This window comes from Mucilaginibacter sp. P2_A5, assembly GCF_056404995.1.
The window spans coordinates 167998-193776 of record NZ_JBFUCY010000011.1 but is presented as its reverse complement, the minus strand read 5'-3'; the positions used below and the strand labels follow the sequence as shown (position 1 = coordinate 193776).

27 protein-coding genes are annotated in these 25779 nt (G+C 43.7%); 11 read left to right on the top strand and 16 right to left on the bottom strand.

From position 1 onward, the window contains the following. Positions 1 to 88 precede the first annotated feature (88 nt). The gene (locus tag AC1DXF_RS11820) at positions 89 to 862 is read right to left on the bottom strand and encodes a DUF2185 domain-containing protein (RefSeq protein WP_477448778.1); all 774 of its coding nucleotides are present in this window, start codon (positions 860 to 862) and stop codon (positions 89 to 91) included. A gap of 47 nt (positions 863 to 909) precedes the next feature. After that, positions 910 to 1287 carry a winged helix-turn-helix transcriptional regulator gene (locus AC1DXF_RS11815; RefSeq protein WP_477448776.1) on the bottom strand — a complete coding sequence of 126 codons (378 nt, stop codon included), beginning with the start codon at positions 1285 to 1287 and terminating at the stop codon, positions 910 to 912. Positions 1288 to 1409: 122 nt separating this feature from the next. Here AC1DXF_RS11815 and AC1DXF_RS11810 point away from each other — a divergent pair, with 122 nt between their 5' ends. Then, entirely contained in the window at positions 1410 to 2201 is a 792-nt protein-coding gene (locus AC1DXF_RS11810) for an SDR family oxidoreductase (RefSeq protein WP_477448774.1), read from the top strand. A gap of 97 nt (positions 2202 to 2298) precedes the next feature. Here AC1DXF_RS11810 and AC1DXF_RS11805 read toward each other — a convergent pair whose 3' ends face one another. The 7 genes from AC1DXF_RS11805 to AC1DXF_RS11775 all read right to left on the bottom strand — a co-directional run bounded on the left by AC1DXF_RS11805 (position 2299) and on the right by AC1DXF_RS11775 (position 9838). Beyond that, on the bottom strand, positions 2299 to 3390 hold the full coding sequence (locus AC1DXF_RS11805; RefSeq protein WP_477448773.1) for a bile acid:sodium symporter family protein: 1092 nt from the start codon (positions 3388 to 3390) through the stop codon (positions 2299 to 2301). 119 nt (positions 3391 to 3509) lie between these two features. Then, entirely contained in the window at positions 3510 to 4439 is a 930-nt protein-coding gene (locus AC1DXF_RS11800; RefSeq protein WP_477448771.1) for an RraA family protein, read from the bottom strand. A gap of 23 nt (positions 4440 to 4462) precedes the next feature. Continuing rightward, a complete protein-coding gene (locus tag AC1DXF_RS11795; protein ID WP_477448768.1) occupies positions 4463 to 5755 on the bottom strand; it encodes an amidohydrolase/deacetylase family metallohydrolase in 1293 nt (430 codons plus the stop codon). 82 nt (positions 5756 to 5837) lie between these two features. Beyond that, on the bottom strand, positions 5838 to 7043 hold the full coding sequence (locus tag AC1DXF_RS11790; RefSeq protein ID WP_477448766.1) for an aminotransferase class V-fold PLP-dependent enzyme: 1206 nt from the start codon (positions 7041 to 7043) through the stop codon (positions 5838 to 5840). Positions 7044 to 7052: 9 nt separating this feature from the next. After that, a complete protein-coding gene (locus tag AC1DXF_RS11785) occupies positions 7053 to 7514 on the bottom strand; it encodes a RidA family protein (RefSeq protein WP_477448764.1) in 462 nt (153 codons plus the stop codon). Positions 7515 to 7560: 46 nt separating this feature from the next. Continuing rightward, the gene (locus tag AC1DXF_RS11780) at positions 7561 to 8007 is read right to left on the bottom strand and encodes a c-type cytochrome (protein WP_477448762.1); all 447 of its coding nucleotides are present in this window, start codon (positions 8005 to 8007) and stop codon (positions 7561 to 7563) included. After that, the gene (locus AC1DXF_RS11775) at positions 7997 to 9838 is read right to left on the bottom strand and encodes a PQQ-dependent sugar dehydrogenase (RefSeq protein ID WP_477448760.1); all 1842 of its coding nucleotides are present in this window, start codon (positions 9836 to 9838) and stop codon (positions 7997 to 7999) included. The genes AC1DXF_RS11780 and AC1DXF_RS11775 overlap by 11 nt, the downstream gene beginning before the upstream one ends. 332 nt (positions 9839 to 10170) lie before the next feature. Between AC1DXF_RS11775 and AC1DXF_RS11770 the strand changes: the two genes are divergently transcribed. The 4 genes from AC1DXF_RS11770 to AC1DXF_RS11755 all read left to right on the top strand — a co-directional run bounded on the left by AC1DXF_RS11770 (position 10171) and on the right by AC1DXF_RS11755 (position 12748). Further along, positions 10171 to 10467 carry a type II toxin-antitoxin system TacA family antitoxin gene (locus AC1DXF_RS11770; protein ID WP_477448758.1) on the top strand — a complete coding sequence of 99 codons (297 nt, stop codon included), beginning with the start codon at positions 10171 to 10173 and terminating at the stop codon, positions 10465 to 10467. Next, positions 10464 to 10964: a GNAT family N-acetyltransferase gene (locus AC1DXF_RS11765; RefSeq protein ID WP_477448756.1), complete on the top strand. Its 501-nt coding sequence runs from the start codon at positions 10464 to 10466 to the stop codon at positions 10962 to 10964. Before AC1DXF_RS11770 ends, AC1DXF_RS11765 begins: the two co-directional genes overlap by 4 nt. A gap of 520 nt (positions 10965 to 11484) precedes the next feature. Continuing rightward, positions 11485 to 11850: a GntR family transcriptional regulator gene (locus tag AC1DXF_RS11760; RefSeq protein ID WP_477448754.1), complete on the top strand. Its 366-nt coding sequence runs from the start codon at positions 11485 to 11487 to the stop codon at positions 11848 to 11850. 1 nt (position 11851) lies between these two features. Next, complete coding sequence (locus tag AC1DXF_RS11755; RefSeq protein ID WP_477363408.1) at positions 11852 to 12748, top strand: slipin family protein; 897 nt, start codon at positions 11852 to 11854, stop codon at positions 12746 to 12748. Positions 12749 to 12941: 193 nt separating this feature from the next. On the opposite strand, the gene AC1DXF_RS11750 is transcribed toward AC1DXF_RS11755, so the two are convergent. After that, positions 12942 to 13142: a hypothetical protein gene (locus AC1DXF_RS11750; protein WP_477448752.1), complete on the bottom strand. Its 201-nt coding sequence runs from the start codon at positions 13140 to 13142 to the stop codon at positions 12942 to 12944. 240 nt (positions 13143 to 13382) lie between these two features. Continuing rightward, the gene (locus AC1DXF_RS11745; RefSeq protein WP_477448750.1) at positions 13383 to 14360 is read right to left on the bottom strand and encodes a GlxA family transcriptional regulator; all 978 of its coding nucleotides are present in this window, start codon (positions 14358 to 14360) and stop codon (positions 13383 to 13385) included. Between the two features lie 133 nt (positions 14361 to 14493). Here AC1DXF_RS11745 and AC1DXF_RS11740 point away from each other — a divergent pair, with 133 nt between their 5' ends. Both AC1DXF_RS11740 and AC1DXF_RS11735 read left to right on the top strand, forming a co-directional pair. Next, positions 14494 to 14904, top strand: a complete 411-nt coding sequence (locus AC1DXF_RS11740) for a DoxX family protein (RefSeq protein ID WP_477448748.1) — start codon at positions 14494 to 14496, stop codon at positions 14902 to 14904. Between the two features lie 160 nt (positions 14905 to 15064). Then, positions 15065 to 15676 carry a dihydrofolate reductase family protein gene (locus AC1DXF_RS11735; protein WP_477448746.1) on the top strand — a complete coding sequence of 204 codons (612 nt, stop codon included), beginning with the start codon at positions 15065 to 15067 and terminating at the stop codon, positions 15674 to 15676. A 260-nt stretch (positions 15677 to 15936) separates the two neighbouring features. Here AC1DXF_RS11735 and AC1DXF_RS11730 read toward each other — a convergent pair whose 3' ends face one another. After that, positions 15937 to 16188, bottom strand: coding sequence for a hypothetical protein (locus tag AC1DXF_RS11730; RefSeq protein ID WP_477448744.1), 252 nt, complete (start codon positions 16186 to 16188; stop codon positions 15937 to 15939). A 223-nt stretch (positions 16189 to 16411) separates the two neighbouring features. Here AC1DXF_RS11730 and AC1DXF_RS11725 point away from each other — a divergent pair, with 223 nt between their 5' ends. Then, a complete protein-coding gene (locus AC1DXF_RS11725; protein ID WP_477448742.1) occupies positions 16412 to 16969 on the top strand; it encodes an REP-associated tyrosine transposase in 558 nt (185 codons plus the stop codon). A 360-nt stretch (positions 16970 to 17329) separates the two neighbouring features. On the opposite strand, the gene AC1DXF_RS11720 is transcribed toward AC1DXF_RS11725, so the two are convergent. The 3 genes from AC1DXF_RS11720 to AC1DXF_RS11710 form a co-directional block, all read right to left on the bottom strand. Further along, positions 17330 to 17941, bottom strand: coding sequence for a hypothetical protein (locus AC1DXF_RS11720; protein WP_477448740.1), 612 nt, complete (start codon positions 17939 to 17941; stop codon positions 17330 to 17332). Position 17942: 1 nt separating this feature from the next. Beyond that, positions 17943 to 21050: an HsdM family class I SAM-dependent methyltransferase gene (locus AC1DXF_RS11715; protein WP_477448738.1), complete on the bottom strand. Its 3108-nt coding sequence runs from the start codon at positions 21048 to 21050 to the stop codon at positions 17943 to 17945. A 550-nt stretch (positions 21051 to 21600) separates the two neighbouring features. After that, positions 21601 to 22152 carry a dihydrofolate reductase family protein gene (locus tag AC1DXF_RS11710; protein ID WP_477448736.1) on the bottom strand — a complete coding sequence of 184 codons (552 nt, stop codon included), beginning with the start codon at positions 22150 to 22152 and terminating at the stop codon, positions 21601 to 21603. 298 nt (positions 22153 to 22450) lie between these two features. On the opposite strand from AC1DXF_RS11710, the gene argH reads away from it, so the two are divergent. The 3 genes from argH to AC1DXF_RS11695 all read left to right on the top strand — a co-directional run bounded on the left by argH (position 22451) and on the right by AC1DXF_RS11695 (position 24797). Continuing rightward, on the top strand, positions 22451 to 23785 hold the full coding sequence (gene argH, locus AC1DXF_RS11705; RefSeq protein ID WP_477448734.1) for an argininosuccinate lyase: 1335 nt from the start codon (positions 22451 to 22453) through the stop codon (positions 23783 to 23785). A gap of 41 nt (positions 23786 to 23826) precedes the next feature. Further along, entirely contained in the window at positions 23827 to 24030 is a 204-nt protein-coding gene (locus AC1DXF_RS11700; RefSeq protein ID WP_477448732.1) for a YwbE family protein, read from the top strand. A gap of 128 nt (positions 24031 to 24158) precedes the next feature. Beyond that, positions 24159 to 24797, top strand: a complete 639-nt coding sequence (locus tag AC1DXF_RS11695) for a DUF1345 domain-containing protein (RefSeq protein WP_477448730.1) — start codon at positions 24159 to 24161, stop codon at positions 24795 to 24797. Here AC1DXF_RS11695 and AC1DXF_RS11690 read toward each other — a convergent pair. Further along, positions 24794 to 25720, bottom strand: coding sequence for a DUF72 domain-containing protein (locus tag AC1DXF_RS11690; protein ID WP_477448728.1), 927 nt, complete (start codon positions 25718 to 25720; stop codon positions 24794 to 24796). The two genes, AC1DXF_RS11695 and AC1DXF_RS11690, sit on opposite strands and share 4 nt — an antisense overlap. Between the last annotated feature and the right edge of the window lie 59 nt (positions 25721 to 25779).

Here is a 25779-nt window from a genome sequence, read left to right as displayed (position 1 = left end):
TTTTCAAAAAACGCAAGGGTAATATACCAGCGATTTATGGAAGAATGTTTGGCTGGATCTGAAGAGATAGAGGTTAAAATTTGACTGTTTACTTTTTTGAGGCTTTTATGTTTTTCCAGGTCTCAATTGCCCAATTTAAATCTTCGTCTTCATCAAAATAAAAAGCAGCTAATATAAGTTGGCTGTTAATAATTGAAAATCCATAAAGCACATTATAGGTTTTTGCCCCATCTCCTTCCCGGATTAGATAACCAGGTCTTGCAATTTGATCATCTGAAAAATCAAAAGTTTTTAGTGTTTTAGCAAGTGTTTGATCTCTGTTCTTGATATCCTCCTGATGTTCGGCATATATTTTTTCTTTGTTTTTACCTTCTTCATTCCAAAAAGCCAGTCTCACAGATTTATCTCCCGTTGTGTAAAGCAAATCACCGCTTTCCTCTACTTTTCGTTCAAACAAATTATTAATCCCGATCGTCCATTCTTGCGTCAATCTATGCGTCACCATGTAATCATCTTCCAATTCAAAGTCGGTAACCTTATACCATTCGCTGTCACCGACGTTTTTTTCATACACTGAACCAACTCCTTTGAGTAAAATATCTTCAATCGATGGATCAATTTTCAAAATAGTAGAAGGATTATAAATACCTGTATTATCAGGATTATCTGTGTATTCTTCCGTTTCAAATCCGGTAAAAATCCGCCAGCCGCTATCTTCAGGCTGGGTCCTTTTTTCCCGGTACATAAATCCTGGTTTGATGCCCTGGCCAACCACCATTTTTGAAACCATTAACCCACCAATAGGAGGAAAGTTGTCAAAATTATTTTCGCTTTTGTCCTGTTTCTTTTTGAAAAAATTCATTCGTGAAAGTTTTTAACGGAAAGGCCTGATGCTCAAATGTACACAACTCAAATCTTTAGATTACCTTCTGCATTCGCTTTAATAATAATATCTCTCAATCGGTCCTGGTGTTCGTCGCCCCATTTACCAAGGGTGGTAATAATGGGTATCAGGCTTTCACCCAAACCAGTTAAGGAATATTCTACCTTCGGCGGGAGCTGGGCAAATATCTTTTTGGTAATAAGCTCGTGTATCTCCAACTCATTAAGCTGCATGTTTAGTACCCGCCTTGATGCATCCGGAATTTTACGCTGCAACTCGCCTGGCCTTTTATACCCTTCGTTGATAAAATATAACAAACGTATTTTCCATTTACCGTAAATAACCTCGGCTATCAGGTCGAGCCCGCAGTTTAGCGATGGTGTTATTTTCTTTTTGTAGGTCATTTACGAAGTTAAAATATTAGCTTGATTACTGCCATACGGATAAATTTGTCCCTATTGAATCTTTTTTCCGTACTTGTTTGCGCTGCATATATGGCCCAATTTTGTGTTATAAAAATTAAGATATGGATAAGTACAATTTTAATAATGAACTGGCAGGGAAAATTGTTTTGGTTACCGGTGGCACAAAAGGGGCCGGTAAAGCAATTGCAGAAAGACTTGCCCGGGCTGGTGCGCGGATTATTGTAACCGCACGCAGCCAGCCGGAAACTATAGTGGCCGACTTTACCTTTATAGCAGCAGATTTGAGTACCCCAGCCGGTACCACTTTTGTAATAGACAGGATAACAAAGGAATTTGGCGGTGTCGACATCCTGATTAATAACATGGGAGGTTCAGAAACTCCGGGCGGTGGATTTAGCGTATTAACCGACAGGCACTGGGAAGAAACTTTGCAAACTAATTTATTAGCTCCGGTTAGGTTGGACAGGGGACTGCTGCCATATATGCTTGCAAAAGCTTCGGGATGTATTATACACATAGCTTCTATACAAGGCAGTCTGCCGTTACATGATTCTACCTTACCCTACGCGGCGGCTAAGGCCGGACTGATCAATTACAGTAAAGGCCTGTCTAACGAGCTTGCACCGAGGGGTGTACGGGTACTTACGGTATCACCAGGATGGATAAAAACCACGTCGGCAATCCGGATGATGGAACGACTGGCAGAAAGTTCAGGTGTTACAATAGAAGAGGCGACAAAGGCGGTAATGGATTCCCTGGGAGGAATTCCAATGGGCAGGCCTGCCGAGCCTAAAGAAGTAGCAGAACTGGTAGGTTTCCTGGTTTCTCCGCGTGCAGCATACCTAACCGGAACTGAATATGTAATTGACGGGGGCACCATACCAACCATTTAACACTATTGTGACAGCTACATCATGGAGAATGGGATGTCGAACGTATTCCGGCATCCCACCGTCAATTAACGCCGTCCTTAAAAAATCTTGATACCTGTTACTTGATATTTTTCTCCAATGGTTTGCGATGCCAGTAGTTGGCTAGTAACGATCCCGTAATGTTCATCAGCGGACCAAATACCGCAGGGGCCAGGCCTACTGTAGCAATTTTTCCCATCGCTTTTGCCAGCCCGGAAGCAAGGCCGGCATTTTGCATGCCTACCTCAATGGCCATGGTACGGCAATCGCGTTCGGGCATTTTAAATAACCGGCCCGCCCAGTAACCCAGGGTATAACCCAATAAATTGTGAATAAGCACCAGAAACACCAGCATTGCGCCAATATTTAGCAAGCTGTTACGTCCGGCCGCAGTAATAATTACGATAATAAAAGCGATACCAAACATGGATATCAATGGCATGAGTGTTTCCAGCCACGCTGCCCGTTTAAGCAGGTATTTATTAAAAAGAATACCTGCGCCGATAGGTAAAATCACAATTTTCATAATATCCCACATCATGCCAAGCACATCTATTTTAATAAACGCGCCGCCAAGCAGTTTCATAAGCAACGGCGTAAAAAACGGCGCCAGCATGGTTGATACGGCGGTTATGGTAACTGATAACGCCAGGTTGGCCTTTGCCAGGTATGAGATAACATTGGAGGCCGTCCCGTTTGGCGAACACCCCACGAGGATTAGGCCTGCGGCAATCTCTGGCGGAAAACCGCTTAATTTGGCCAGCGTAAATCCAAGTAGCGGCATAATCAAAAAATGGCTGCCAACACCTATGAGTACTCCTTTGGGCGTTTGAATAACCCCGGCAAAATCTTTAATGCCCATAGATGTGCCCATCCCGAACATAATAAGTTGCAGCAGCGGCGTAATAAGGCCGGACAGCTTAAAACCTTTTACTTCAACAAAATATTGCGGATAGAATAATGCCGCGGTAACTGCCGCGAAAATGATAAGCGTAAAGGTGAATCCCTTTAACAGATCCCATCCGCGGCATGCTACAGATAGCAAGATAAAGAATGCGATGATAAACGGGCCGGCATACGCAATGCCATCCCGGTAAATTTCCCAGGCTGCAGCAAGCGCAAAAAGCAGGGCAATACTTGTTATGAGTTTGTAGACAACTGTATTTTTCAACTGTTTAAATTTAGGTTATGTTAATCGTATAAAGATTAGTCTTTAGTTCAAAGTCTTAGGTTCTAAGTCAAAAAAAAGACTTTTGACTTAAGACTTAGTACTGTTGACTTAACATTTGGTTACCAGGTACGTTTTTCCATAAAGGCATCTAATTGCGCCCTGGTCATTTTTATTTTGCCGGGATTTTGATCAAGCCATTTCATGAACGCGTCTTTCACCTTGCTGGTCCACTGGCTATCAATTTCGCCGGTGGCAAACCTGCCCGATTTAAGCATGGCATGTCCAAACTCATCGCGCAGGGCGATGAATTCGGCGGTAGCAACCACTTTTTCGGCCAAATGCGCCGGAATAAATAGTACACCTTCTTTTTCGGATATAACCAAATCGCCGGGCAGCACTACGGCACGGCCTATACGGATGGGGGTGTTAAGTCCCATCAGCACCATTTCTTCAAGGTACGATGGATCAAAATCGCGTACAAAGGCATTAAAGCCATTGATTTCTTTAAGCCCCTGCAGGTCGCGTGCCGAGCCGTCAAAAATAACGCCGCTGCCCGATTTGCTGAAAATGGAATTGCCCAGGTTATCGCCTATTAATGTTCCTCCCCTTATCTTGCCAAAGCCATCGGCAACGTAAACATCGCCTTTGGTTAATGTTTCTATAGGCCAGGCGTTGGTGTTGCCTTTTCGCCCTTGTTTATTGCCCCGCTCTTTAATGTTTTTTTCTATATCGGGACGGCTTGGCATAAACATGGCCGTAACGGCACGGCCAACAACAGGTAAGGTATCGTTAACCAGTTTCCACCCGCCCTCAAACTGGTTGTTATAACCTTCGTTTTTTAATACTGTCCAGGCCTCTTCAATGCCTATTTTTTTTGCTCTTTCTATAATATCATCCGGAATTTTGGGCCTGCCGTCGGCAAAGCGCTCGCCTTTCCATTCCGACGTATAAAAGATCAGTTCATCCCTCGAAATGGTTTGCGCTGTGGCGTTGCGGCAACAGCCAACACACGCAAAAAGCCCAAGGATTAAAAGTTGATAGTATTTCATAACTTTTATTAAACGGGATAATATTAATGATTTTCTGTGATTAATGCAGTTTGCGGGTTTTTGGTGTTGATTTTAGGAGGATAAATAGGCGACGCTATCCCGTTAAGATCGTAAACTATTTTACCCGCCCTGAGGGTGAGCTCGCATACAAATTTTTTGTTGGCCTCAACCTTGTAACCCGTATAATCAAACAAGCCGAATTTGCCGTCGACAATGCTCAGGATAGCAACATCGGCGCCCGAACCTACCGATAGGTTTCCCAATTCTTCGTGTTTTATTTCCTTCGCCGGGTTTGAGGTACAGGCCTGTATTACATCGTGCAGGGGCATCCCCATGGCCAAAAATTTGGTCATGCAGGTAAGCATATCCTTCATAGCATCATTCATGCTGCCCACGTGCAAATCGGTGCTGATGGAGCTTGGGAAAAAGCCCTCTTTGGCCGCAGGCAGCGCCTGCGAATAGGCAAAGCTGATATTGCCGTAGCCTACGTCAAAAGCAATGCCCCGTTTCCGGGCTTCATATACAAAGGGTTTTACCTTGTTAGTTGCCAGGTCTACAATAGGTTCGCGGCTATTTAACTGGCCAAAACAATGGGTGAAAATATCGCCTGGCCTAAGGTGTTTCAAAAACAACTCTTCAAGCGGCAAGGGGGGCGTGCTGCCGCCAAAATCAATCATCACAGGTATTCCTTTTGCCGCCGTGCCGGCCTCCACCGCGCGGTCGGTAGGCGCCCAGTCATGGCCTTCGTAGTGGGCAAGCTTTATTCCTACTATAATATCTTTATATCTTCTCGCAATCAGGGCAGTCATCCGCGGGTCCATGTCGTTCAGATCCTGCTCGTAATCGCCGCGCATGCCTTCGCCAACAATGTTTAAAAATGCCAGCACGCGGGTCCTGGAGTTATCGATGGTTTGCGTTTTAAAGGTCGAAAAAGTTCGCCAGCCCGAACTGCCTGCATCTACAACCGTAGTGACCCCGTTCCGGAAGGTAAATCCATCTGGCGCCAGGCCCAGGTTCCCGTTTTCATATTGATGATCGGGCTGGGTACCGCCAAAATTATGGGTATGGATATCAATTAATCCGGGCACTACATACATGCCTTTGGCCTCAATTACATCTGCCGCTTGTTTGGCGTCGATATTTTTGGATACCAGCGCTATTTTATTGTTGATAATAGCAATATCCATGATGGCGTCGATATCATTTTTAGGATCGATCACGTGGCCATCCTTAATCACAATATCGTACGACTGTGCCATTACCGCCGTGCTTAATACGCTTAACAGCACCAATAATAAGAAGTAGGTTTTTTGCATTTTGGGTTAAGTATTTAAATCATAATAAAGTATTGCAGGTGTAATTTTTAACAGGCAGATGTATGTTGGGGGAATATTGTTTTCAAACAGCTTGTTGCAATATGGATTTTACTTTTCCTGCCACAATATCAACCTGGTCTGGCCGCAAAAGCACCACGCCTATGGTGAGGTGAGTGCCGCGCCCGTTGGCCACAATGCTTGGTGTGCCGTTTTTTAAAGCCGTTACTACCTGCTCAGGTGTGATTTTTATTTTGCCGCTGTCCCAGGATACGTTCAGGCTTGGGTAAGCATTGGAAGGGCCGGGATCAACTACGGTTTCGGTTTTAACGCCGGGCAGGCTTTCCAGTTGCGCGCCGATGTATTTGGTGCGTTGCATCCAGTCTTCCCATTCTTTTTTATGATCCCGTTCCAGGTACGCTTTTAGCGCGACGTACATGCCAAACATTTCTTCCTTGTTTACTTTCATAGGCCGGCCAATAGGCGCCTCGTTGGGGCTGTGGTTAAGGCGGGCGGCAGTAATAAGGTCTTTACGGCCAAAAAGTAAGCCCGCGCTCTGCGGCCCGCGTATCATTTTACCGCCGGAGAAGGTCACCAGGTCGAAACCGATTTTCTGAAACTTAAACAGGTTTTCTACAGGCGGTACATCTGCTGCGGCATCCAAAAAGGTCGGTATGCTATGCCGTTTGGCAATTGCCACAAAATCGGCGTGTGTAATACTGCTTTTTTCGGCGGCGTTAAAAAACAGGGCCATTACCGTTTTATCGTTAAAGGCTTTTTCCATTTCATCCGGGCCTTCAACTTCAATAATTTTGGCGCCGGTAGTGGTTACGGCCTGGTCAAACAGGTACCTGTGTGTTTTCTGCATAATTACCTCGGGTCGTGGCTCCGGCAGGTTGGGCAGCTGCTTAATTTTTTCATGATCGGTACCGGTTATGGCAGCCGCGGTACCCAGCAATATAGCGCAAGCCGCGCCGGATGTAACCATGGCGGCCTCTACATGCAACATTTCGGCAATTTTCGCCCCAACTTTATCCTGCAACTCGTACATGTTGGCAAAATCGTGCGAGGTTGAACTGATAGCCTCCAACACTTCCGGCAGCATCAGCGAACCGGATAAGAAAGTCATCGTTACCGAAGCGTTAATTACAGGTGTAACACCAAGTTCTTTAAACAGATCGCGCGCCGGCTTTTTGGGCGGGAACGAGGGAAGCGTAACGGCGGCTTTGCTTACCAGGCTGCCTGTTAGCGGTAACAGGGTAAGGCCCTTGAGTATGTCTCTGCGTTTCATTTTTGATTATTATATGTAAGCGATACAATCCATCTCAACCAGCGAGTTACCGGGCACACCTCCTTTAGCTACGGCAACGGTGGTACGCACCGGCGGATTTTTGCCAAAGCGGCCTTTGTAAACTTCGTTCATGCCCTGGTAGTCGGCAATGTCATTCAGGAACACGGTTACCTTGAGTACTTTTTCCATAGACGAGCCGGCTTTTATCAGTTCTTTTTCAAGCTCTTTAAGCACAATCTCAGTATGGGCCTTAATCTCGAAGGGTTCAACGTGGGCGCCTTTCCCGGCTACAAAAACCATGTTACCCAGTTTGGTCGAGCCCGAAAACAATGGCACATCCTGGAATGATGTTACATTGTTAGCTACCTTTTCATCGGCGGGCGCGGCTATGGCGTCTTTGCTTATACCGAATACGGATATGCCTACTGCCGAGGCCAGTATCCTTTTTAAAACAGATCTTCTTTTTTCCATGTCGTTTTTATTTTGTGTGATGGTGTATATGTTGTTTTAGTTATTGTTAGCGCGATTTATTTGTAGGAGCCGCAGCGTTTTGGGCACTTAACGTAAGGATATATTTTACCATTTTATTAGCTTCATCGGCGCTTACCGCGGAATGAGGGGCCATGGGCACCTGGCCCCATGTGCCGCTGCCGCCACTGATTATTTTTTGCGAAAGCATAGCCACGGATGCCTGGTCCTGCGGGTATTTGCCGGCGATGGCTATGTAGGCCGGCCCCACCAGTTTCTCTTCAACTTTATGACATGCCAGGCAATCGGATTTGGAAATAAGGGCTTTACCGGCCTCAATTTCGGGGACGGTGGCAAAGGGGGGCTTTGATATGGCTGTTGGCGCGGCGGCTTTCTTTTTTACGGCGGTCTTTTTCTTTACCTGCGCCCCTGCCTGGCAGCACAGAACAGTTAAAGCAACGCATAAAGTGCCGGTTATTAATTTATTAATCTTCATGTTGCTGTTGTTGCTGTATTTGCTTATCCGCCATTTTTCGCACGGAGCTTACGTCTGCCGGTGTTACAATTTCGGGGATGTTGTTAAAATTGGATTTGATGTAGGTAAGTACTTCGGCTACCTGTTTATCAGATAAAAAGCTGCCGTGTGCGGGCATTACTTCGTTGTACGAAAGCCCTTTTACCTTTACGGGGCCTTTTAACCCGTTAAGTATCAGTTTAATTAACCGGGTTTTATTATAATTTACCCATTCGGATTGTACCAGCGGCGGGAAACGCTTTCCATCGCCTTTGCCGTCGTTTTGGTGGCAGGCCACACAATAGGTGCTGTATACAACCGATGTGGCGGCCACATCTTTAAACAGGTTATCCTTGATCTCATCAGGCGTTCGAATATTCGATGCCGTTTGTTTTCGCGTTTCCATGGCTGCAAGCTGTGCCGGGCCGAAGGCTTTTTTGTCGCCGGTGTATATAATACGCCAGATCCTTCCTTTTTCGGTGTCGCTTACGTACAATGAGCCATCCGGCCCTTCGGCCAGGCCCATGGGGCGGTATACGGCATTACTTACGTTTACAATAGGGTCAACCTGCGCAAAACCATCGGCAAAAACCTCCCATGTCCCTGAAGGCCGCCCATCCTTAAACGGAACAAATACAATGATATAGCCAGCCTGCGGATAAGGCGCCCTATCTGTGGCGCCATGAAAAGCAATGAATGCGCCATTTTTGTAATGATCAGGAAACTGCTTTCCTTTGTAAAACAATAAATCGTTGGGCGCAAAGTGTGCCGGGAAGCCAATCAGTGGCTGGGTTAGCTTTGCGCCGTCGCCCTCTTTAATTTTATCACCGCCAAATTCGGGGTTAAGCAGTTTTTTGTTTTTAATAGGGTCGTAGTAATAGTAGGGCCAGCCGCCATCAAGGCCTTGCTGTACTTTAAAAAACTCTTCAGCGGGTTGCACCGCGCTTTCCCAGGGTGTGTACAAGTCGGGCCATAGCAGCCTGAAATCGTCGCGGCCATGGTTAATGGTGTATAACGATTTACTTTTGGGGTCCCAATCCAGGGCAACAATGCTTCTTAAGCCGGTGGCATATTTTACACCATCGGCCTGGTGCTGGTTGGTTTTATTGGCATCAAACATCCATATGCCGCCATGGTCTTTTAACCAAGGGTTGGCGTTATCGGCCCCGCCCGGGCTGCCAACGCCCGGCGAACCCGGCTGCCGGTTGTTTACCTGCCCGGCATTTGACCCGGCTCCCCATCCCACAAAAATATGGCCCTTATTATCAAAGGCGATGGGTTTGGTTTGATGTTCATGATAGGGTGGGTTATCAATAACAATGGTATCCATTTTACTATCGGGTACCAGTTGCCCGCGCTTAAGCTTCAGCCGGTAAACCATCAGTTCCGAACTGAAATACAGGTAGCCGTCATGAACCCGCATAGCTGTGCCGTAGGTGTGGCCATCATATTTGCCAAAAGGGGTTATCACATCGGCCCGGCCGTCGCCGTTGGTATCCCGCAGGGCCACATTACCATAGCCATCGTTGGCATAATGGTCGCGGGCTTTTACATAAATATCGCCGTTTGTGTTAACAGCTATGTGCCGTGCCTGGCCCTTTAAACTATCCACAACCACAAGCCCGCCGAAACCTGCCGGTAAAAATAGTCCGCCATTATCTGCATCGGCCGTTGGGAGTTTGTTATCGGCCGCCATCCACCCAAATCCCATAAATACAAGCAAAGCTGCCGCGCAGGCCAACTTCAATAAACGCGGGCCAACATAACGCGAAGCAGCAGCCGAAGCCCTCCTTATGCCTTTGGTATTATTCATGCAAACAATAAATTTTATATACAATTCCGGATAACCTATACAACGCCTGGTATCAGATAAACCCCGGCAATCATCAGGGGGATTAGTGATTGCCTGGCTTGTACCTGATTATATATTTCCTATTACACATGACTACCGGCAGTTTATCCCTCCGAAAGGTTGAAATATTTACGCGCTGCCCGGTTTTTTGTTAAACAGAAGCAATGTGCCGATGTAAAGTGCCTGCAGGGGGCGAGAGGAAAGCTTTCGGCTTTTAAGTTTGCGATTTTATAATTGGTACTTTTTTCTTGTACGTATTATTTCCGTATATTTGTTTCAGGAGAAACATTGATATGGAAAAGCAATTAACGGTACCGGCAAAAGCCAGGTTTGACGCTAAAATACCTAAAGCTCAAAAAGACCTTTTTGAATATGCCGCCAGCCTGGGGGGATTTCGCACGCTGACTGATTTCATTATTAATGCAGTACAGGAAAAAGCAAACGCCATCATCCATGAACACAATGCCATTATTGCATCCGAAAAGGACCGGGAGATATTTTTTAATGCGCTCGTAAATCCATCCGGCCCAAATCAAAAATTACGCGATGCCGCAGAACGTTATAAATTATTCCTGCAAGAGAATAAATGAGCGTAAAAATAGAACTGCTGAACTCGGCACTCAATAAAAAGGATTTCAGCTGCGGTAAGAAAATGCTGGATAATTACCTGCACAAACAAGCTGGCCAGGACGTTAAACGCAAGTTATGCGTGGTATTTGCCATGTTTGAGGATACAGTCATAAAAGGTTATTACACGCTTTCCAATTCCTCTATCCCTGCTGAATTGATGCCCGAAACGGTTAAAAAAAAGATGCCGGGCGCCTATAAAACACTCCCGGTAACTTTACTTGGCAGATTGGCAATTGACATGAAATTTAAAGGGCAGGGCCTGGGCGGCATCATTTTATTAGATGCCCTGAAACGAAGTTTCGACATAGCCAATAAAAGCTTAGGATCAATCGGCGTAGTGGTTGATCCTTTAGATGACGATGCCGTTGCATTTTATGAAAAATTCGGATTTATCCTTTTGCCCGATAGCGGCAAGATGTTCCTTCCTATGGCCGATATAGCGCAGTTGGGGTTGTAACAGGAATTGGTGTGCTAAACCCGCTATCCCTACACCAACAGGGTTGTTAATCTAAGAAATTTCCTTAAGTGCAGGTATTTGTTGGCAACAACACCCAGCAAAGCGCGGTAGTGAACACCGATAAGGGCGTAAAAATCTTGACGCTAACCACGCTGCACTTTTTTTTGACTTTTGAATTTTTCACTGTTTAATTGTTTTTTTAGGTGTTCAAGAGCGCTGCGCAGTTTTAACTTTTGAATTTAAAAATGGCGTTGCCTGCGGCCCGTGCTGTACGTTCATACTGCACAGGCCTTAGGCGCGGGCCGGTATCCACTGCCATCACTAACGCGGACTGCGGGTAGGGTTTGAGCTTTGTGCTTTACAACAATATCGTGATTTGCATGCGGTACACCCGGGCAATTATCGGGGGGCAGATGGAAGGGCATACGATACAATCGTCGGCGCTAAGAAAATTAATATTTTGAAAATAAGAAACTTGTTGTATGTTTGTACTATATGTATAGTACAATAGTATTTTAACATGATTAAATTTAAATTAGATCCTAAAACGGGTACCCCGTTTTACCGGCAGATAATTGACCAGATCACCTTTGGCATAGCTGCGGGAAACCTGAAAACAGGCGAACAATTACCCACTGTGCGTTCGTTGGCTGTGGATTTAAAAGTAAACCTGAATACGGTGGCCAAAGCTTACAAAGAGCTGGAAATTCAGGATATTTTAGAAACGCAGCAGGGTACAGGCACATTTATAAGCGAAATAAGGATACAGATAACCGAAAAGGAGCGAAGCGCCAAATTAAAAGAGATCTGTAACGAATTTTCGTCCATTGCATTCAGCTATGGTTTTTCGACCGACGACATTATTAATCAACTTAAAAAAAAATAATATGATAAGTAGTAAAAAGAATACCAAGTTGGGCGTTAACCCGATTGCAGCCGTGATATTTGTTGTGTTAACAGCGGGCGCTATTGGTTTGTATTATTTGGAATGCATTAACGCTTTAACCCTGGGGCTGTTGCTGATAGCTTCGTTGTTTTTGGCCAACTCGGTGCATATAGCAGATCAGTGGGAAAAGGCTATTGTTTTACGCATGGGTAAATATACCGGGCTACGTGGCCCGGGCTTATTTTTCACCATACCCCTGGTTGACAAAATAGATAATTATATTGATCAGCGGGTTAGGGTTACCGAGTTTAAAGCCGAGCAAACGCTAACCAAAGATACAGTGCCGGTAAATGTTGATGCCGTAGTGTACTGGACGGTATGGGACGTTGAAAAGGCCGCGCTTGAAGTGCAGGATTACGAGGTGGCTATTGCTTACATAGCGCAAACGGGATTAAGGGATGTAATAGGTAAACACGAATTGGCCGAGCTGTTGCAGGAACGGGATAAAGTGACGGATTTACTGCAACGGATACTGGATGAGCATACCAACCCCTGGGGCATAACCTGCCAGAATGTGGGCATCAAAGATATTGTTATCCCCCAATTATTAGCCGATGCCATGAGCAAGGAAGCCCAGGCCGAAAGAGAACGCAGGGCAAGGGTAATACTGGGCACCGCCGAAGTGGAGATTGCCGAAAAATTTGCGGTTGCAAGTGAACAATACATCAATAACCCGGTGGCCTTACACCTGAGGGGGATGAACATGTTGTTTGAGGGACTGAAAGAAAAAGGATCGATGGTGATAGTGCCAAGCTCGGCATTGGATTCCATGAACCTGGGCGCTATGGGCGGATTGATCTCCTTGGCAAAATCAAACGAACCCAAGCAGGATGTGTAAACATTCACAAAACTCGATGCTCAAGTAATTTCGCAGCCATCACTAACGTGGGCTGTCGGTAGGGTTGGAGGGCTGTGCTTTACAACGACATCGTGATTTGCATGCGGGTGCACAGGCTGGGATGCCTGCGGCAGCCGGAAGTGCTTGCTGCAGCGGCGTTATCCAAATATTACAATCAATAACAACAATCATTTTATTGTCCGGCCCTGTAAGCTCTTACTTCTTCGGTAATTTCATCAAGGTTGGGTTTTGGCCCGGCCTTGATACTTTGATTTATCTCCTGGGCCAGCTTACGGGCTTTAGTTTGATTTTGAATGGTTACACCTAACTCCTTCAAAAGCTGTTTAACCAAGGTGCTTTTCTGTTCCGGAACGTTTATAAGTAAAGTTTCCATAGAAACAAATTTAATGAATTTTTAACAATAAACCAGGCGTAGATTCGCGCATTATTATTGGTAAAGATACCGTTTGAGCACCAAATATGAATTTTTATGTTGATAGAAGCACCGCAACATTGCCCCCCTGTTGGTATTGCAGGCAACAAGACAGGGGTAGCCGAAAGAAAGATGGCGTTACGTAAACTTTAAAGCTTTTTACATGCCGAGCGAAAAGTGCTTGCGGTAGCTGGGTGTTTTTTACGCCGCCGCCTGCCTGTTGTATTTGTGTTTATAATCGACGGGCGATAAGCCGGTGAACTTTTTAAACACCGCCCTGAAAGCCTTAGCATCATTATAACCCACCTGGTACATTATCTCGTTTACATTTTTTGATGAGTTTTCCAGCTGCTTTTTGGCGGCTTCTATCTTCACCCGCTGAATGTATTCGGCCGGGGTGTTGTTGGTGGCTTTTTTAAAACGGCGTTCAAAATGGCGGCGGCCAATGGCAAACTGGTCGGCCAGGTCATCTACAGAAAGTTTCCCGGTGTAATTATGTTCAATAAATTCCTGTGCAAGCTTAATGGGTTCGTCCTCATGCTTTTTTTGCCCGTTAAACATGACAAATGGAGACTGGCTTTTCCGGTCGATCTCGATAGCGAAAAACTTAGCCGCCATAATGGCCAGTTCCCTGCCGGTATATTTTTCAATAATGTGCAGCAACAGGTTCCAGTAAGAACTGGCGCCGCCGCTTGAGTAAAGGCCGTCAATTTCGGTAATGATGGTACCATCGGTCATGGCCACTTCCGGGAACATGGCCCTGAACTCGTTGCCCGACATCCAATGCGTAGAGCACGATTTTCCGTTAAGCAACCCGGTAGATGCCAGCAGGAAAGCGCCAAGACAAAGGGAAGCCACCTCGGCGCCATTTTTATATTGGTTGATAATCCAGGGTACAAAATCCTTGTTCAGCTCAACCATGGCCTTCATATCGCCCGATAGCGCGGGGATAACCACCAGGTCGGTTTTTTTAAGGTCGCTTATCAGCACATCCGTATTAACCGCGAAAGCGCCGTTGTTGAGCGGTACCTGGGCGGTTAAGCCCACCAATTGAACCTCAAACGCGGGCTGTTTACCGGCGCTAACCAAAAATTGATTGATGGCGGTGAACATATACCGCGGATCGACGATTGCAGACGGGACGGCCTCATAGGGCACCAGTATCGAAATGTGTTTCATGTTGATCAAATCTAAGCAATCAAAAAATAAAAAGTCGCATTTACACCCTACAGATGTCAAATACGTGCAGTACTTATTTATTTACGCCACACTACCTTTGAATTAACAAAATCACCAACAAAAAAATATCATTATGGAAACTACAGTATCACCAATCACGGCGGCTACGCCTTCAAAATCATCGTTGTTAACCGGGCGTATCATCAGCGTTATCTGCATTTTATTCCTGCTGTTTGATGCTATCGCCAAAATCATGAGAGAAAGCCACTCGGTAAAAGGCACCATTTTTTTTGGCTACGGCGAAAACATGGTACAGGTAATAGGGGCTATACTCCTGGTTTGCACCATCATCTACATCATTCCGCGCACTGCTGTTTTGGGCGCTATTTTAATTACCGGCTACCTGGGTGGCGCTGTAGCTATTATGATGAGAGCCGGCCAGCCCGCCTATTTCCCTATAGTTTTTGGCGTACTGGTATGGCTAAGCCTTTACCTGCGCGATGGAAAATTAAAAAGCCTGCTCAACTTTGGCGGTAAGTGGTAAACCGGGGGAAACCGGCTTTAAAATAATTCGCGCAAAGACGCAAAGAAAATGACGCAAAGAAAAATAAGGAATTGCTTTGCGACTTAGCGCCCTGGCGCGAAAAATCAAAAAGCGGTTTCCCTAATAATATATAGCCTGTAAATAATAATTATAATAAAAAATGAGGGAGTTGGTGGCATCGGTAAATGTAACTTTAGATGGCTTTATGGCCGGGCCCGATGGCAGCCTTGACTGGCATTTTAAATACTGGGATGACGAATTGTGCGAAAGCCTTTGCCGGCAACTGGCCCGGGCAGATACCATTTTATTAGGTGCACGCACTTATGAAGCCTTTGCCAGCTACTGGCCCGCAAAAGCCAACGACCTGCTGATGGCCAAAGAAGATATTGTAATGGCCGAACTGATGAACCGGCACACCAAAGCGGTGGTATCCAAATCAATCCACCTTACCCCCTGGCGCAATACCATCCTGCTAAAAGGAAAGTTAAAAAAAGAGATAGACCAGTTAAAAGCCCAGCCGGGCCGGGATATCATAGTTTTGGGGAGCAGACAACTGGTATCATCACTCATGAAGCTAAACCTGGTGGATAGGTACGAACTTTGGGTGCACCCGGTAGTAATTTCTACCGGGAAACGTTTATTTCCCACGCTCAGCCATAATTTACAAATGCGGTTAACCAACACGCAGGTATTTTCGTCGGGCATTGTGCGTTTGAGTTATGGTTGTGAAAAAGCGGGTAAGCAGATGCATGTTGTTGGTTTGTCAGCATAAAACTTGTTATTTGTATATTTATAAGGGATAAAAACCGCTGTTCGAAGTTCCTGACTCCATCTACCGGGACGTGTAGTCTGCAGACCACACGCATAGTTTTGTGCGGTTGGGTATGGCATTTAATACCGACAAAAATTTATTAAATTCATCATTATAGTCAGAACTATAGACATAATCATTCGAAATCTTCAAATAGGGTAGTGAGCACCGGCAAGTGCCAAGCCGAAATTAAGATGGCGTTACGTAAACCTTAAAGCTTTTTACATGCCGATATTTGTTGGTGACAACACACAACAAAGCGCGGTAGGGGAAGACCAACAGGGGGCGAAATGATAAAAAATAGTATTTCCATGTTCATCTTGAATTTCTCCAACTTTTGGGAATGCTTTGCCAGACACTCTGTATGGAATTTCCCTTAACTCGAATTTTTTAATTAATAATTCATTAATATATTTTACTTTCTTAATGTGTTCGAATAGAGCATTCTCGTAAACGATTAAATCAGTGGTCATCTTTCAATTTTAATAAATTCTCCCGGCTCCTGCAAGCGTTTTTCGCCATTGGCGCAAGTCTTGTGGGTGGGCAAAGAGGGCAAAGGCTGACTTGTGACTTGAAGGATACCATAACTTACAACGACACCCGGATGCTTAAAACGTCTGGGTGTTTGCTATTCATTGATACCCGTTATCGGGTAATAACGTTGCTTTTATAACGGACATTATTTATATTTAAAGCATGAGCACCAAATATAAATTTGCCAATCCTGAAGGGATTTACTTTGTAACGTTTGCCGTTGTGGAATGGGTAGATGTTTTTACGCGTCAGGTTTACCGGGATATTTTAATAGAAAGCTTTAGGCATTGCACCAGGGAAAAAGGATTGGCCATCCACGGTTATGTGATTATGAGTAACCACGTTCATTTAATTATAAGCAGTAAAGGGATACAAAGTTTACCCGCAATTATGCGGGACATGAAAAAGTTTTCTTCGGTTAAAATCATCCAGGAAATAATTGGCAATCGGTCAGAAAGCAGGCGAAATTGGATGCTTCGGATATTTTCAGATGCAGGTAAAGCAAACGGGAACAACACTCACTATCAATTTTGGGAACAGGAGAACCATCCAATTGAATTACACCCGAATTCAAGTCTTTTTTCACAAAAATTGGAATATATTCACCAAAACCCCGTTAAAGCAGGTTTGGTTGCCGAAGCCGCAGACTATCTTTACAGCAGCGCCAGTAATTACCAGGAGAAAGGCGGCATACTAATGGAGGTTGAATGTTATTACTAATGACGAGCATTTACTAAGAAAGTCACAAGTCACCCTTCGCACCTCCAGCCCGCAAGACTTGCGCCAAAGAGAGGGGGTTTATTTCCCACGCTCAGCCATAATTTACAAATGCGGTTAACCAACACGCAGGTATTTTCGTCGGGCATTGTGCGTTTGAGTTATGGCTGTGAAAAAGAGGGTGAGCAGATGCATGTTGTTGGATTGTCGGCATAAAACTTGTTATTTGACGCCGATATTTGTTGGTGACGACACACAACAAAGCGCGGTAGGGGAAGACCAACGAGGGCGAGGCCCTATTTGAAAATCTTAATTTGGCAATGGAACAACGCGAAAACAAGCCCGAAAATAGCCATCAATGATTCAAGTAAAATCGAAAAACATGTGCTTTATTTCTAATGTCGGGTGTGTCGACAAGAATTGATCAAGGCCTGCTATTTTTGTAGCACTTAACGTGATGATTTCAGTGGCTCTTTTATCTTTAATCAATAGTTTGTTAACGCCATTAACATTGTCACTGATGTTTCCCTGCAATACGTAGCCAACCAAAAAACCACCATTGTATTTGGTAGATATATAATTATCTATACCCGTTTTGATATAGCGCCTTTTTAACGCAGAACTTTTAATCTTGAGATTTTTAGCTTCCATGTAATAGCGATATTCCATTGAAGATGTTACGGTCGTAAACCTTAAATCAATCCTTGCTGCCTGCTTCGAAAATCCTTTTACTTTAACTACCTTATTGTTCCTCAAACGGTTCTCTGTATTGGTAGCAATTTGCCATGCTAAACGTTGGGGATTATCATCTAAGAAATTATTTAAAACCTCGGTAATGTCTTCTTCGTCAAAAGTTAGCGTAATTGTTTTACTAATATGTGCGGCCTGGTATGCTTGAATGATTAAATTTAAACAACGAAATTCAAATTGTTGGCGTAAAATGTTGGCATATTTAATATTCAGTTGACCTAGCATTTTATTTCATATTTAAGATTTCTACGATCAGATCAGCTGCGTCTTCCATTGCCATTGTCAAACTCCAAAACCGTCGCTGATTCGGGCGAATGATAAAAATATCATCATCCTCGTAATAGGTTAATTTTTTTCTGAAATAAATATTGGCGGCCTGCTTTTGATATAGCTTTTTATCAAGGGCCTTTAATTCCTCATTAAGATCTTCTTTAGAAACACTCGCTGGTTTACCTTCATCGCTAAAGGTCAGTTTAAGAAGGGAAAGCGGGCTACTATGCTGTGAAAGGAACATGGTAGCATAAACTTTTAACTCGGTCTGATCCAAAAGATTATTTATCTCCGAGCAGATCATGTCAGCGTAAGGTTGATAATCCAATACTGGAAAAAGGGTTAGTGATTTCTCCTGTCTGTGAAATAGGTCCATGTTAATATTCACAATATCGTTTATCAAAATCTTGTCTCGTTCAGAGAGATCAAAGCTTCTTGCGATTAAGCTTTCGATATCATCATTAAATATCGAAGATGGCTTAGGCATTAAAAAAGGTTGCTTCCTAAATGATTCTACGTGATCAGCTAAAACTTTTTGATCTGTTTCATTGAGGTTAAATGGAATGGACAAATATTCATTTTTCATGATTTGCTCTCTTTCAATTCCATAAGATGAAATAGTCAGGAACAGAAAATAAGCGCTTAATTTGGAATTGAAATAGCCAACAAGTGTTTTTAAAAATTCAGCATTTTCAGAACTGCCATAGAATCCATATACACCATCTCTAAAGGAACAGTCCTTGTCCAGGTAAGATGCGCATATAGAGTTGTTTTCCAGACCCTTTTTTAAAACCATGTGTGGCGCTTTATAAGCAGCTAAATCGCCAAGCCTCCTGAAAACCTCAACCTTTTGAAGGTCATAAAGTGTTCTTACTTTATTAAAGGCTGTATAAAATTCGGTAGCCTTTTTCGTTTTAATCGACTTAACTATTGGCTTTAAATTATTTTCATTGGTATAATACCTGGTTATATGTTCAGCGTCTAAATAAGGTAATGACTCTAAATATTCGCTTCTGCTTGGTTTGTCCGAGCTTTGTGTCAGCAGTTGAAAACCAACGCCATTCTGGATATTTTTCTCCAAAAGAACTTCACCAATATCAGTAGATTTGGCAATTAACTTGTTAATCAGTTGCAGGTCATTTAAATTACCCCACATAGCAACTTTCCATATCTTAGTTTTGGGGTCTTTGCAGAGCTCTCTTGGTAAAAACTTGAGATCGGTTTTATCAATGACAATGCCCTCTAAAACATCCATTTTTACATAGGTTTTAGGTGCATAATATAAAATACGGTCATTGATAATTTTAGGTGCCTTGCTTTTGTATAATACGATACTGATTGGGCCAACGGCTGAGCCAAAAAGTTGTCCGCCAAAGTTTTGAGGCGCTTTTCTTAGAATCGAAAAATTAAATATTTTTTCGACATAGCACTCATTGAATAACCACTTCCTGAAATTCTGATAAGTTGTACCGCCATTCGTTAAAACTTTAGTATTGAATATCAAAGCGATATCACCGTTTGGCGATAATAGTGTAGCCTTGTGAATAAACGGAAGAACCATTTCTTTGGCAAATCCATATTGATCACAGTAATTGCGAAGCGTGTCGGTTAGCTTTCCGATACCAAATGGCGGGTTGCCCAGGATTAGGTCGAATTTTTTACTTTCAATCTCGGGGTTAACCGCGATCGTATCTCTGCAAAAAAGATTATGTCCTTGTTCTTTTAATGTCTGATCTTCGGGATCGTTTATCAGATTGGGCAGTTCTTTTTTTTGCCATAAAGTTTTTGGATTTAGATTCTCCAGTAAAGCAAGGTACAAACTAAAAGCAGCGACTTTTACAGATTTTGGGTCTATCTCGATGCCAAAAATGTTATCTAAAAGAAGTTTTTTTAATACGGTATAATCGGTGAGTTTTTCGTTTTTATTTTTTTCATACCTTTTAATCAGTCTTTTGAAACTTTCTACAAGAAAAATTCCAGACCCACATGCAGGATCAAGTATTTTAATTTTGTATTCCGTTTCGCCACCGTTAATCGGCAATTTCTCATTTAATATTAATTCTACAAGTGATGGCGGGGTATAAAACGTCCCTGTTTCTTCCTTTTCTTTTAAATCAATTTCTGACAGGAAATTTTCGTAAATCTCGCTTAACAGTTCGATCTGTATGATATTAAAGTTAAATAATCTCCAGTTATCAAAAAGTGTTGTTTGCTCGGCACTCTCATACCCATTGATGAAGCATCTTTTAATCGCCTCTAAATGAGAAGGTTTAACTGATTCCTTTTCATTGGCACTGACCGAAAATAAATTTCCTTTAAAGTGCGTTTCTAAACCCTCAAATAACTTATAGGTAGCATCAACATCCGGAAGTATGTCAAAATAACTTTCAGCGTTTACCTTTATATTTTGATAAAAATTGGCATCAGTGGCGTCTCTGTCTTCCAAAAACAGCAAAAATAAAGAACGCATGATTAATTTATGGATTAAATCAATATTCCCTAATCCATTTTGCTGGAGTTTTTGGGCAACATTAATCAGGCTATTGACCAAATACTTATCAACCCGACGTTGTAGGTTGATTTTCTTTTTGACAGCGTTCGCATCTTCCAGATTCCATATCACACCGGTATCGATTGCGATTCGTGAGAAAATATTATTTAAGGTTTTAAGCTTTTCTTTATCCGTCTTTGAGCAACGGTATAACTCTATTTTTCTCGTTTCCCTTTCAATATCCGTAAGACTGTCCGATAAATAAACCGGCCTTTCTACACAATTATAGATACGAATCTCGAAGTCTGATATGATATAAAGCTGTAATACCTTTTTAAAGTTCCAGACCTTATGATGAATATTAATTATTTCTTTCAGATTAGTGTCTGAAAAATCTGCAACGTGCTTGATAAATACCGCAGGAAACTCATCGCAAAAATATACCTGATCAACTCCAAATGTTGTGGCGAGTTGAATAATATCCCTCTGATAGTCAGATATATGTAAATTTTCATCTGCAGTTGATACAGCTCGGCCAAAATCTAATTCACTGATAAAAAAATCTTTATCCATTTTTAGTTAAAAGATGTTTACCAAATGAAAACCACTATTTAAACCCATATATGCATTAAACATAAGGTAATTATTAGTAATTTCTTAATAATCGCTTTGTAAATTTATGCTAATATTATTAGTAATTCAAAATTTCTTGTAAATAATTATATGAGTATTAAGCAATTTCTTAGCTGCAAATTGTTTACCAACTGACTATGAGTTGTCTCTTTAACTGCGTGGCTAAATTTAAAGAGTTAATTAAATGTAATTGTGCCCCTTTTTGGCTTGTGTGGCTGATTGTGAAGTAGAGGACTTGTGACTTATTGAAAGACAAGACAATATCATAAAGCAGATTAACCACACCTCAAAGCCCATACACAAGACCTGCACTAAATTGGATGGGCTATGGAAAACATCACGGACATGGTGCAATATCATCCGGCTACCGCAAGTATTTCCCTCTGCCGCAGGCTAAGCCGCAGCTGTACGTTTTGCAGGGCCAAATGGTGGCGGGAAAAGTACGCTTTCTGCTTACCTACCAAACCTGTTTTTGACAGCAACGCCGCCCTTACCCCTTCACATAATGCAACCCAACACATCCCGATTTAAAAACTTTGGAATCCACCAGTTTCCAGTTTAGGTTTTCCGGCAGCGGGAAATCATCCATCAGCTTTTTTCCTTCGCCAACAATTACCGGGTGAATTACTATATGAATTTCGTCGACCAGGCCGAGCGCCATGAGTTGCGAACGCAGGCTTACGCCGGCGATGGAGATTTTTTTGCCAGGCTGCTGTTTCAGGTCCAGGATTTCGGCTTCCAGGTTGTCGCGCACAATGCGTGTATTGCCTTCCACGCTTTGGAGGGTGCGCGAAAAAACAATTTTATCAACGTCGACAACGGTTTGCGCAAACGCATTGCCCGCTGCCGTTCCCGACTGGGTTTTGGCCACCTCGGTCCAGTACGGAACTATCAAATCGTACATTTTACGTCCGTATACCACCAGGTCTACGTCGTGCGCCAGGTCGGCAAAATATTGGTGAATTTCTTCATCGCCATTAAATTTGGTGTGTTCGTAACAGCCATCTATACTGATATTCATGCCAAAAGTTACAGTTCTCATGGGGTTGGTTTTAGTGTTAATTTTTATGACCGATTTTGCTAAATAAATATCAAAAATAAAATACGGCATTCATAGCGGTGAGGGCCAGGTGCGACAAAAAAGAGGCGTTTAAGGCAAAGGCTATTGTTTGTTTATCCGGCTTATAAGGAACGAAGCAATTTCCGAACGCTTGTTTATCCCCGTAAAAAACCGAACACCTTGTGGTAGTATCAAGACCTGGGTTGTAACCGCCCCGCTAAAAATCTTGATACTTGCGACTTGATACTAAAATCTTGCTACTAAATTCTACATTTGCACCATGAGTAAGTTATGGCAAAAAACCACTAATGTAAATCAGCTGGTAGAGGATTTCACCGTAGGTAAGGATAGGGAGTTTGACCAGGAAATGGCCGCCTTTGATGTACTGGGCTCTCTGGCCCACACCCGTATGCTTGAAAGTATTGGCCTGATGGATAATGCTGATCTTGAGCTTGTTCAGCGCGAGCTTAAAGCCATTTATGCCGATATTGAGGCCGGTAATTTCACCATCGAAGATGGGGTAGAGGATGTACACTCGCAGGTAGAAATGCTGCTTACCCAACGCATTGGCGATGCCGGCAAAAAGATCCATTCCGGCCGCTCCCGCAACGACCAGGTGCTGGTCGACCTCAAATTATTCTTCCGTCACCAGCTGCAACAGGTAGTTGAGGAAACCGAAATCCTTTTCCGCCAGTTGATTACACTAAGCGAGCAGCATAAAGACGTGCTGCTGCCGGGCTATACCCACCTGCAGGTGGCCATGCCATCCTCGTTCGGCCTCTGGTTCGGCGCCTATGCCGAAAGCCTTGCCGATGACCTGGAACTGGTGCTGGCTGCTTATAAAATCACCAACAAAAACCCCCTGGGTTCGGCAGCCGGTTATGGCTCGTCGTTCCCGCTTAACCGTACACTAACTACCCAGTTATTAGGATTTGATAGCCTGAATTACAACGTAGTATACGCCCAGATGGGTCGCGGTAAAACTGAGCGGATCATCGCCCAGGCGTTATCGAGTATAGCAGCTACTCTTGCCAAAATGGCTATGGACCAAGCGCTTTACCTTAGCCAGAACTTTGCCTTTGTAAGCTATCCCGATACGTTAACTACCGGCAGCAGCATTATGCCCCACAAAAAAAACCCGGATGTTTGGGAAATTATGCGTGGCAAATGCAACCGCCTGCAAGCCCTGCCCACCGATGTGGCCATGATGACCACCAACCTGCCATCCGGCTATCACCGTGAGCTGCAATTGCTTAAAGAACTCCTGTTCCCCGCCTTTGCCGACCTGAAGAAATGCCTGCATATGGCCACCTTCATGCTCCAAAACATAACAGTGAATGCTGATATACTAAAGGATCCCAAGTACGCCTACCTGTTTAGCGTTGAGGAAGTTAACCGCATGGTATTAAGCGGAACACCGTTCCGGGATGCTTACAAACAAGTGGGCTTAGCTATAGAACAAGGCGATTTTAACCCTGATAAAACTGTAAACCATACCCACGAAGGCAGTATAGGCAACCTGGGTAACGAGCATATAACCGCTGCATTTGATAAGCTGCTGACTAACTTTGATTTTGGGAAAGTTGAAACGGCAATAAAGGGATTAGTAAAGTAATAATCGGTGAAATCAGTCTACAAATCAGTGTAATCCTAAAAATGAACGGACAAAACAGAAGCGACATATACCCCGGACTGGAAGTGAATATCATCCTTAAAAAAGACCAGCGTACCGGCACCCTTACCCGCGGCATTGTGAAAAGGCTGTTAACCAGTTCTTCATACCATTCACGCGGCATCAAGGTACAACTGGACGACGGCCAGGTTGGCCGGGTAGCCTGGATTGTTGATGATGAAGATTAATTCATAGTTTCTACACAATTGTTTATCATATTTGCCTTGTACTTAATATAGTATAACTCAATATGCCGGCAAGCGCCCCTCGGAAATCAAGATTATGGTTACGGTTAGATACTCATCACCGTTTATTGGTGTCGTTCATTGTAGCTACAGCTACCCTGGCTTTTATTTGGGGGCGTTTTAGCATACCAGCAGCAGTATTGGTTACCTGGTCGGCATTTGGGTTGAGCGTTATAGTGATGGATTGGGTAATCATCCTGTCGTCGCACCCGAAGGAGGTTAGGCGGATAGCCAAAATTGAGGATTCCAGCCGGGTATTGATATTTGCATTCGTAATTATCGCGTCTGTTATCAGTTTGCTGGCGATCTTCTTCCTGCTTAAATCATCTAAACAGCTATCTCCCGCAGTAGTTACAGGGCATGTATTGTTGGGAATGACGTCGGTAATCATTTCCTGGATATTGGTGCATACCATATTTACCCTGCGTTATGCCCACATGTATTACGCCACAGATACCGACGGTGATAACAAGATCAAACCTTTGGGCGGACTGCAATTTCCAGGCGATGAGAAGGGTTTTGAGCCTGATTACCTTGATTTTGTATACTTCTCCTTTGTGTTGGGGATGACTTTCCAGGTATCGGATATCGAGATCTCGTCCCGGCAAATCCGCCGGCTGGCATGGATTCACGGGATGATATCTTTTGCTTTTAATACCGCTATTGTGGCATTAAGCATTAATGTGATTTCGGGACTGGTATCAAACTAAAATAAACCACCTGGCGGATCAATGAATTTGGGGCGAAGTAAATTTGTGCCAAGGGCCGTGTTTAATTTTTTGGTTACATAATCCGACAGTATGGGTGAAAACCGTTCATCATGCTGATGCATAAAGAACCAAACCGATTTTAAACCCTCCTGCTGCCATTTTTTTATCCTTTCTACCCACATATCCAGGCGGGCTTCATCAATGCTGTATTCGCCTATTTTATCAGTACAGCCCACAAACCGGATAAAGGCATGAGGTGTAGGTAAACTCATGTGTATTACGTCCCGGCGTCCGGAGGCATCGGTTATTACGGCGCCAATATTAAGATCGCGGAACAGGCTGAATACTTTGTCGCTGTTTTCCTGTTGGGCAAACCATTCTTTATGCCGCAGCTCTACAAAAACGGGTACATCTTTGGGCAAAGCTTCCAGGTATGCTTTCAGTTCGGGAAAGCTTTTAGGGGTGTAGTTATCGCTCAATTGCAAAAATAACGGCCCAAGCTTTTCGCCGAAAGCCATGATGCCTTCATAGTAAGTTGTAGTAATATCATCGGCATTTTTTAACCTGCGGATGTGGCTGATACTCTGCGAAAACTTGGGGCAAAATTTAAAATTGGGGTTGCTTTGGGCTTTGGCTTTCCATTTGGCAATGGTATCGGGGCCATAAACATTATAAAAGGTGGCGTTCAGTTCGATGCAATCGAAATGTTTTACGTATTCATCTAAAAAATTAGCCTCTTTGGTTTTTGGCGGATAGATTTGCCCGATCCACTCCTTGCGGCCCCATTTGGCACAGCCAACGTGAACCTGTATCGGTTCATTTTCTTTAGCCGTAGCTAATACCGTAGTTGTAAGTTCTGTATCGGGCGGAAGTGTAAAATCTATTAAGGGTAATTCTTCGGGTGCTACTTTGCCAAATTCCATAGTAAGCTTATTGGTGAACGGTTGGGCTAAGTTAGAAAAAGTTGAAATAAAAGTCTGGT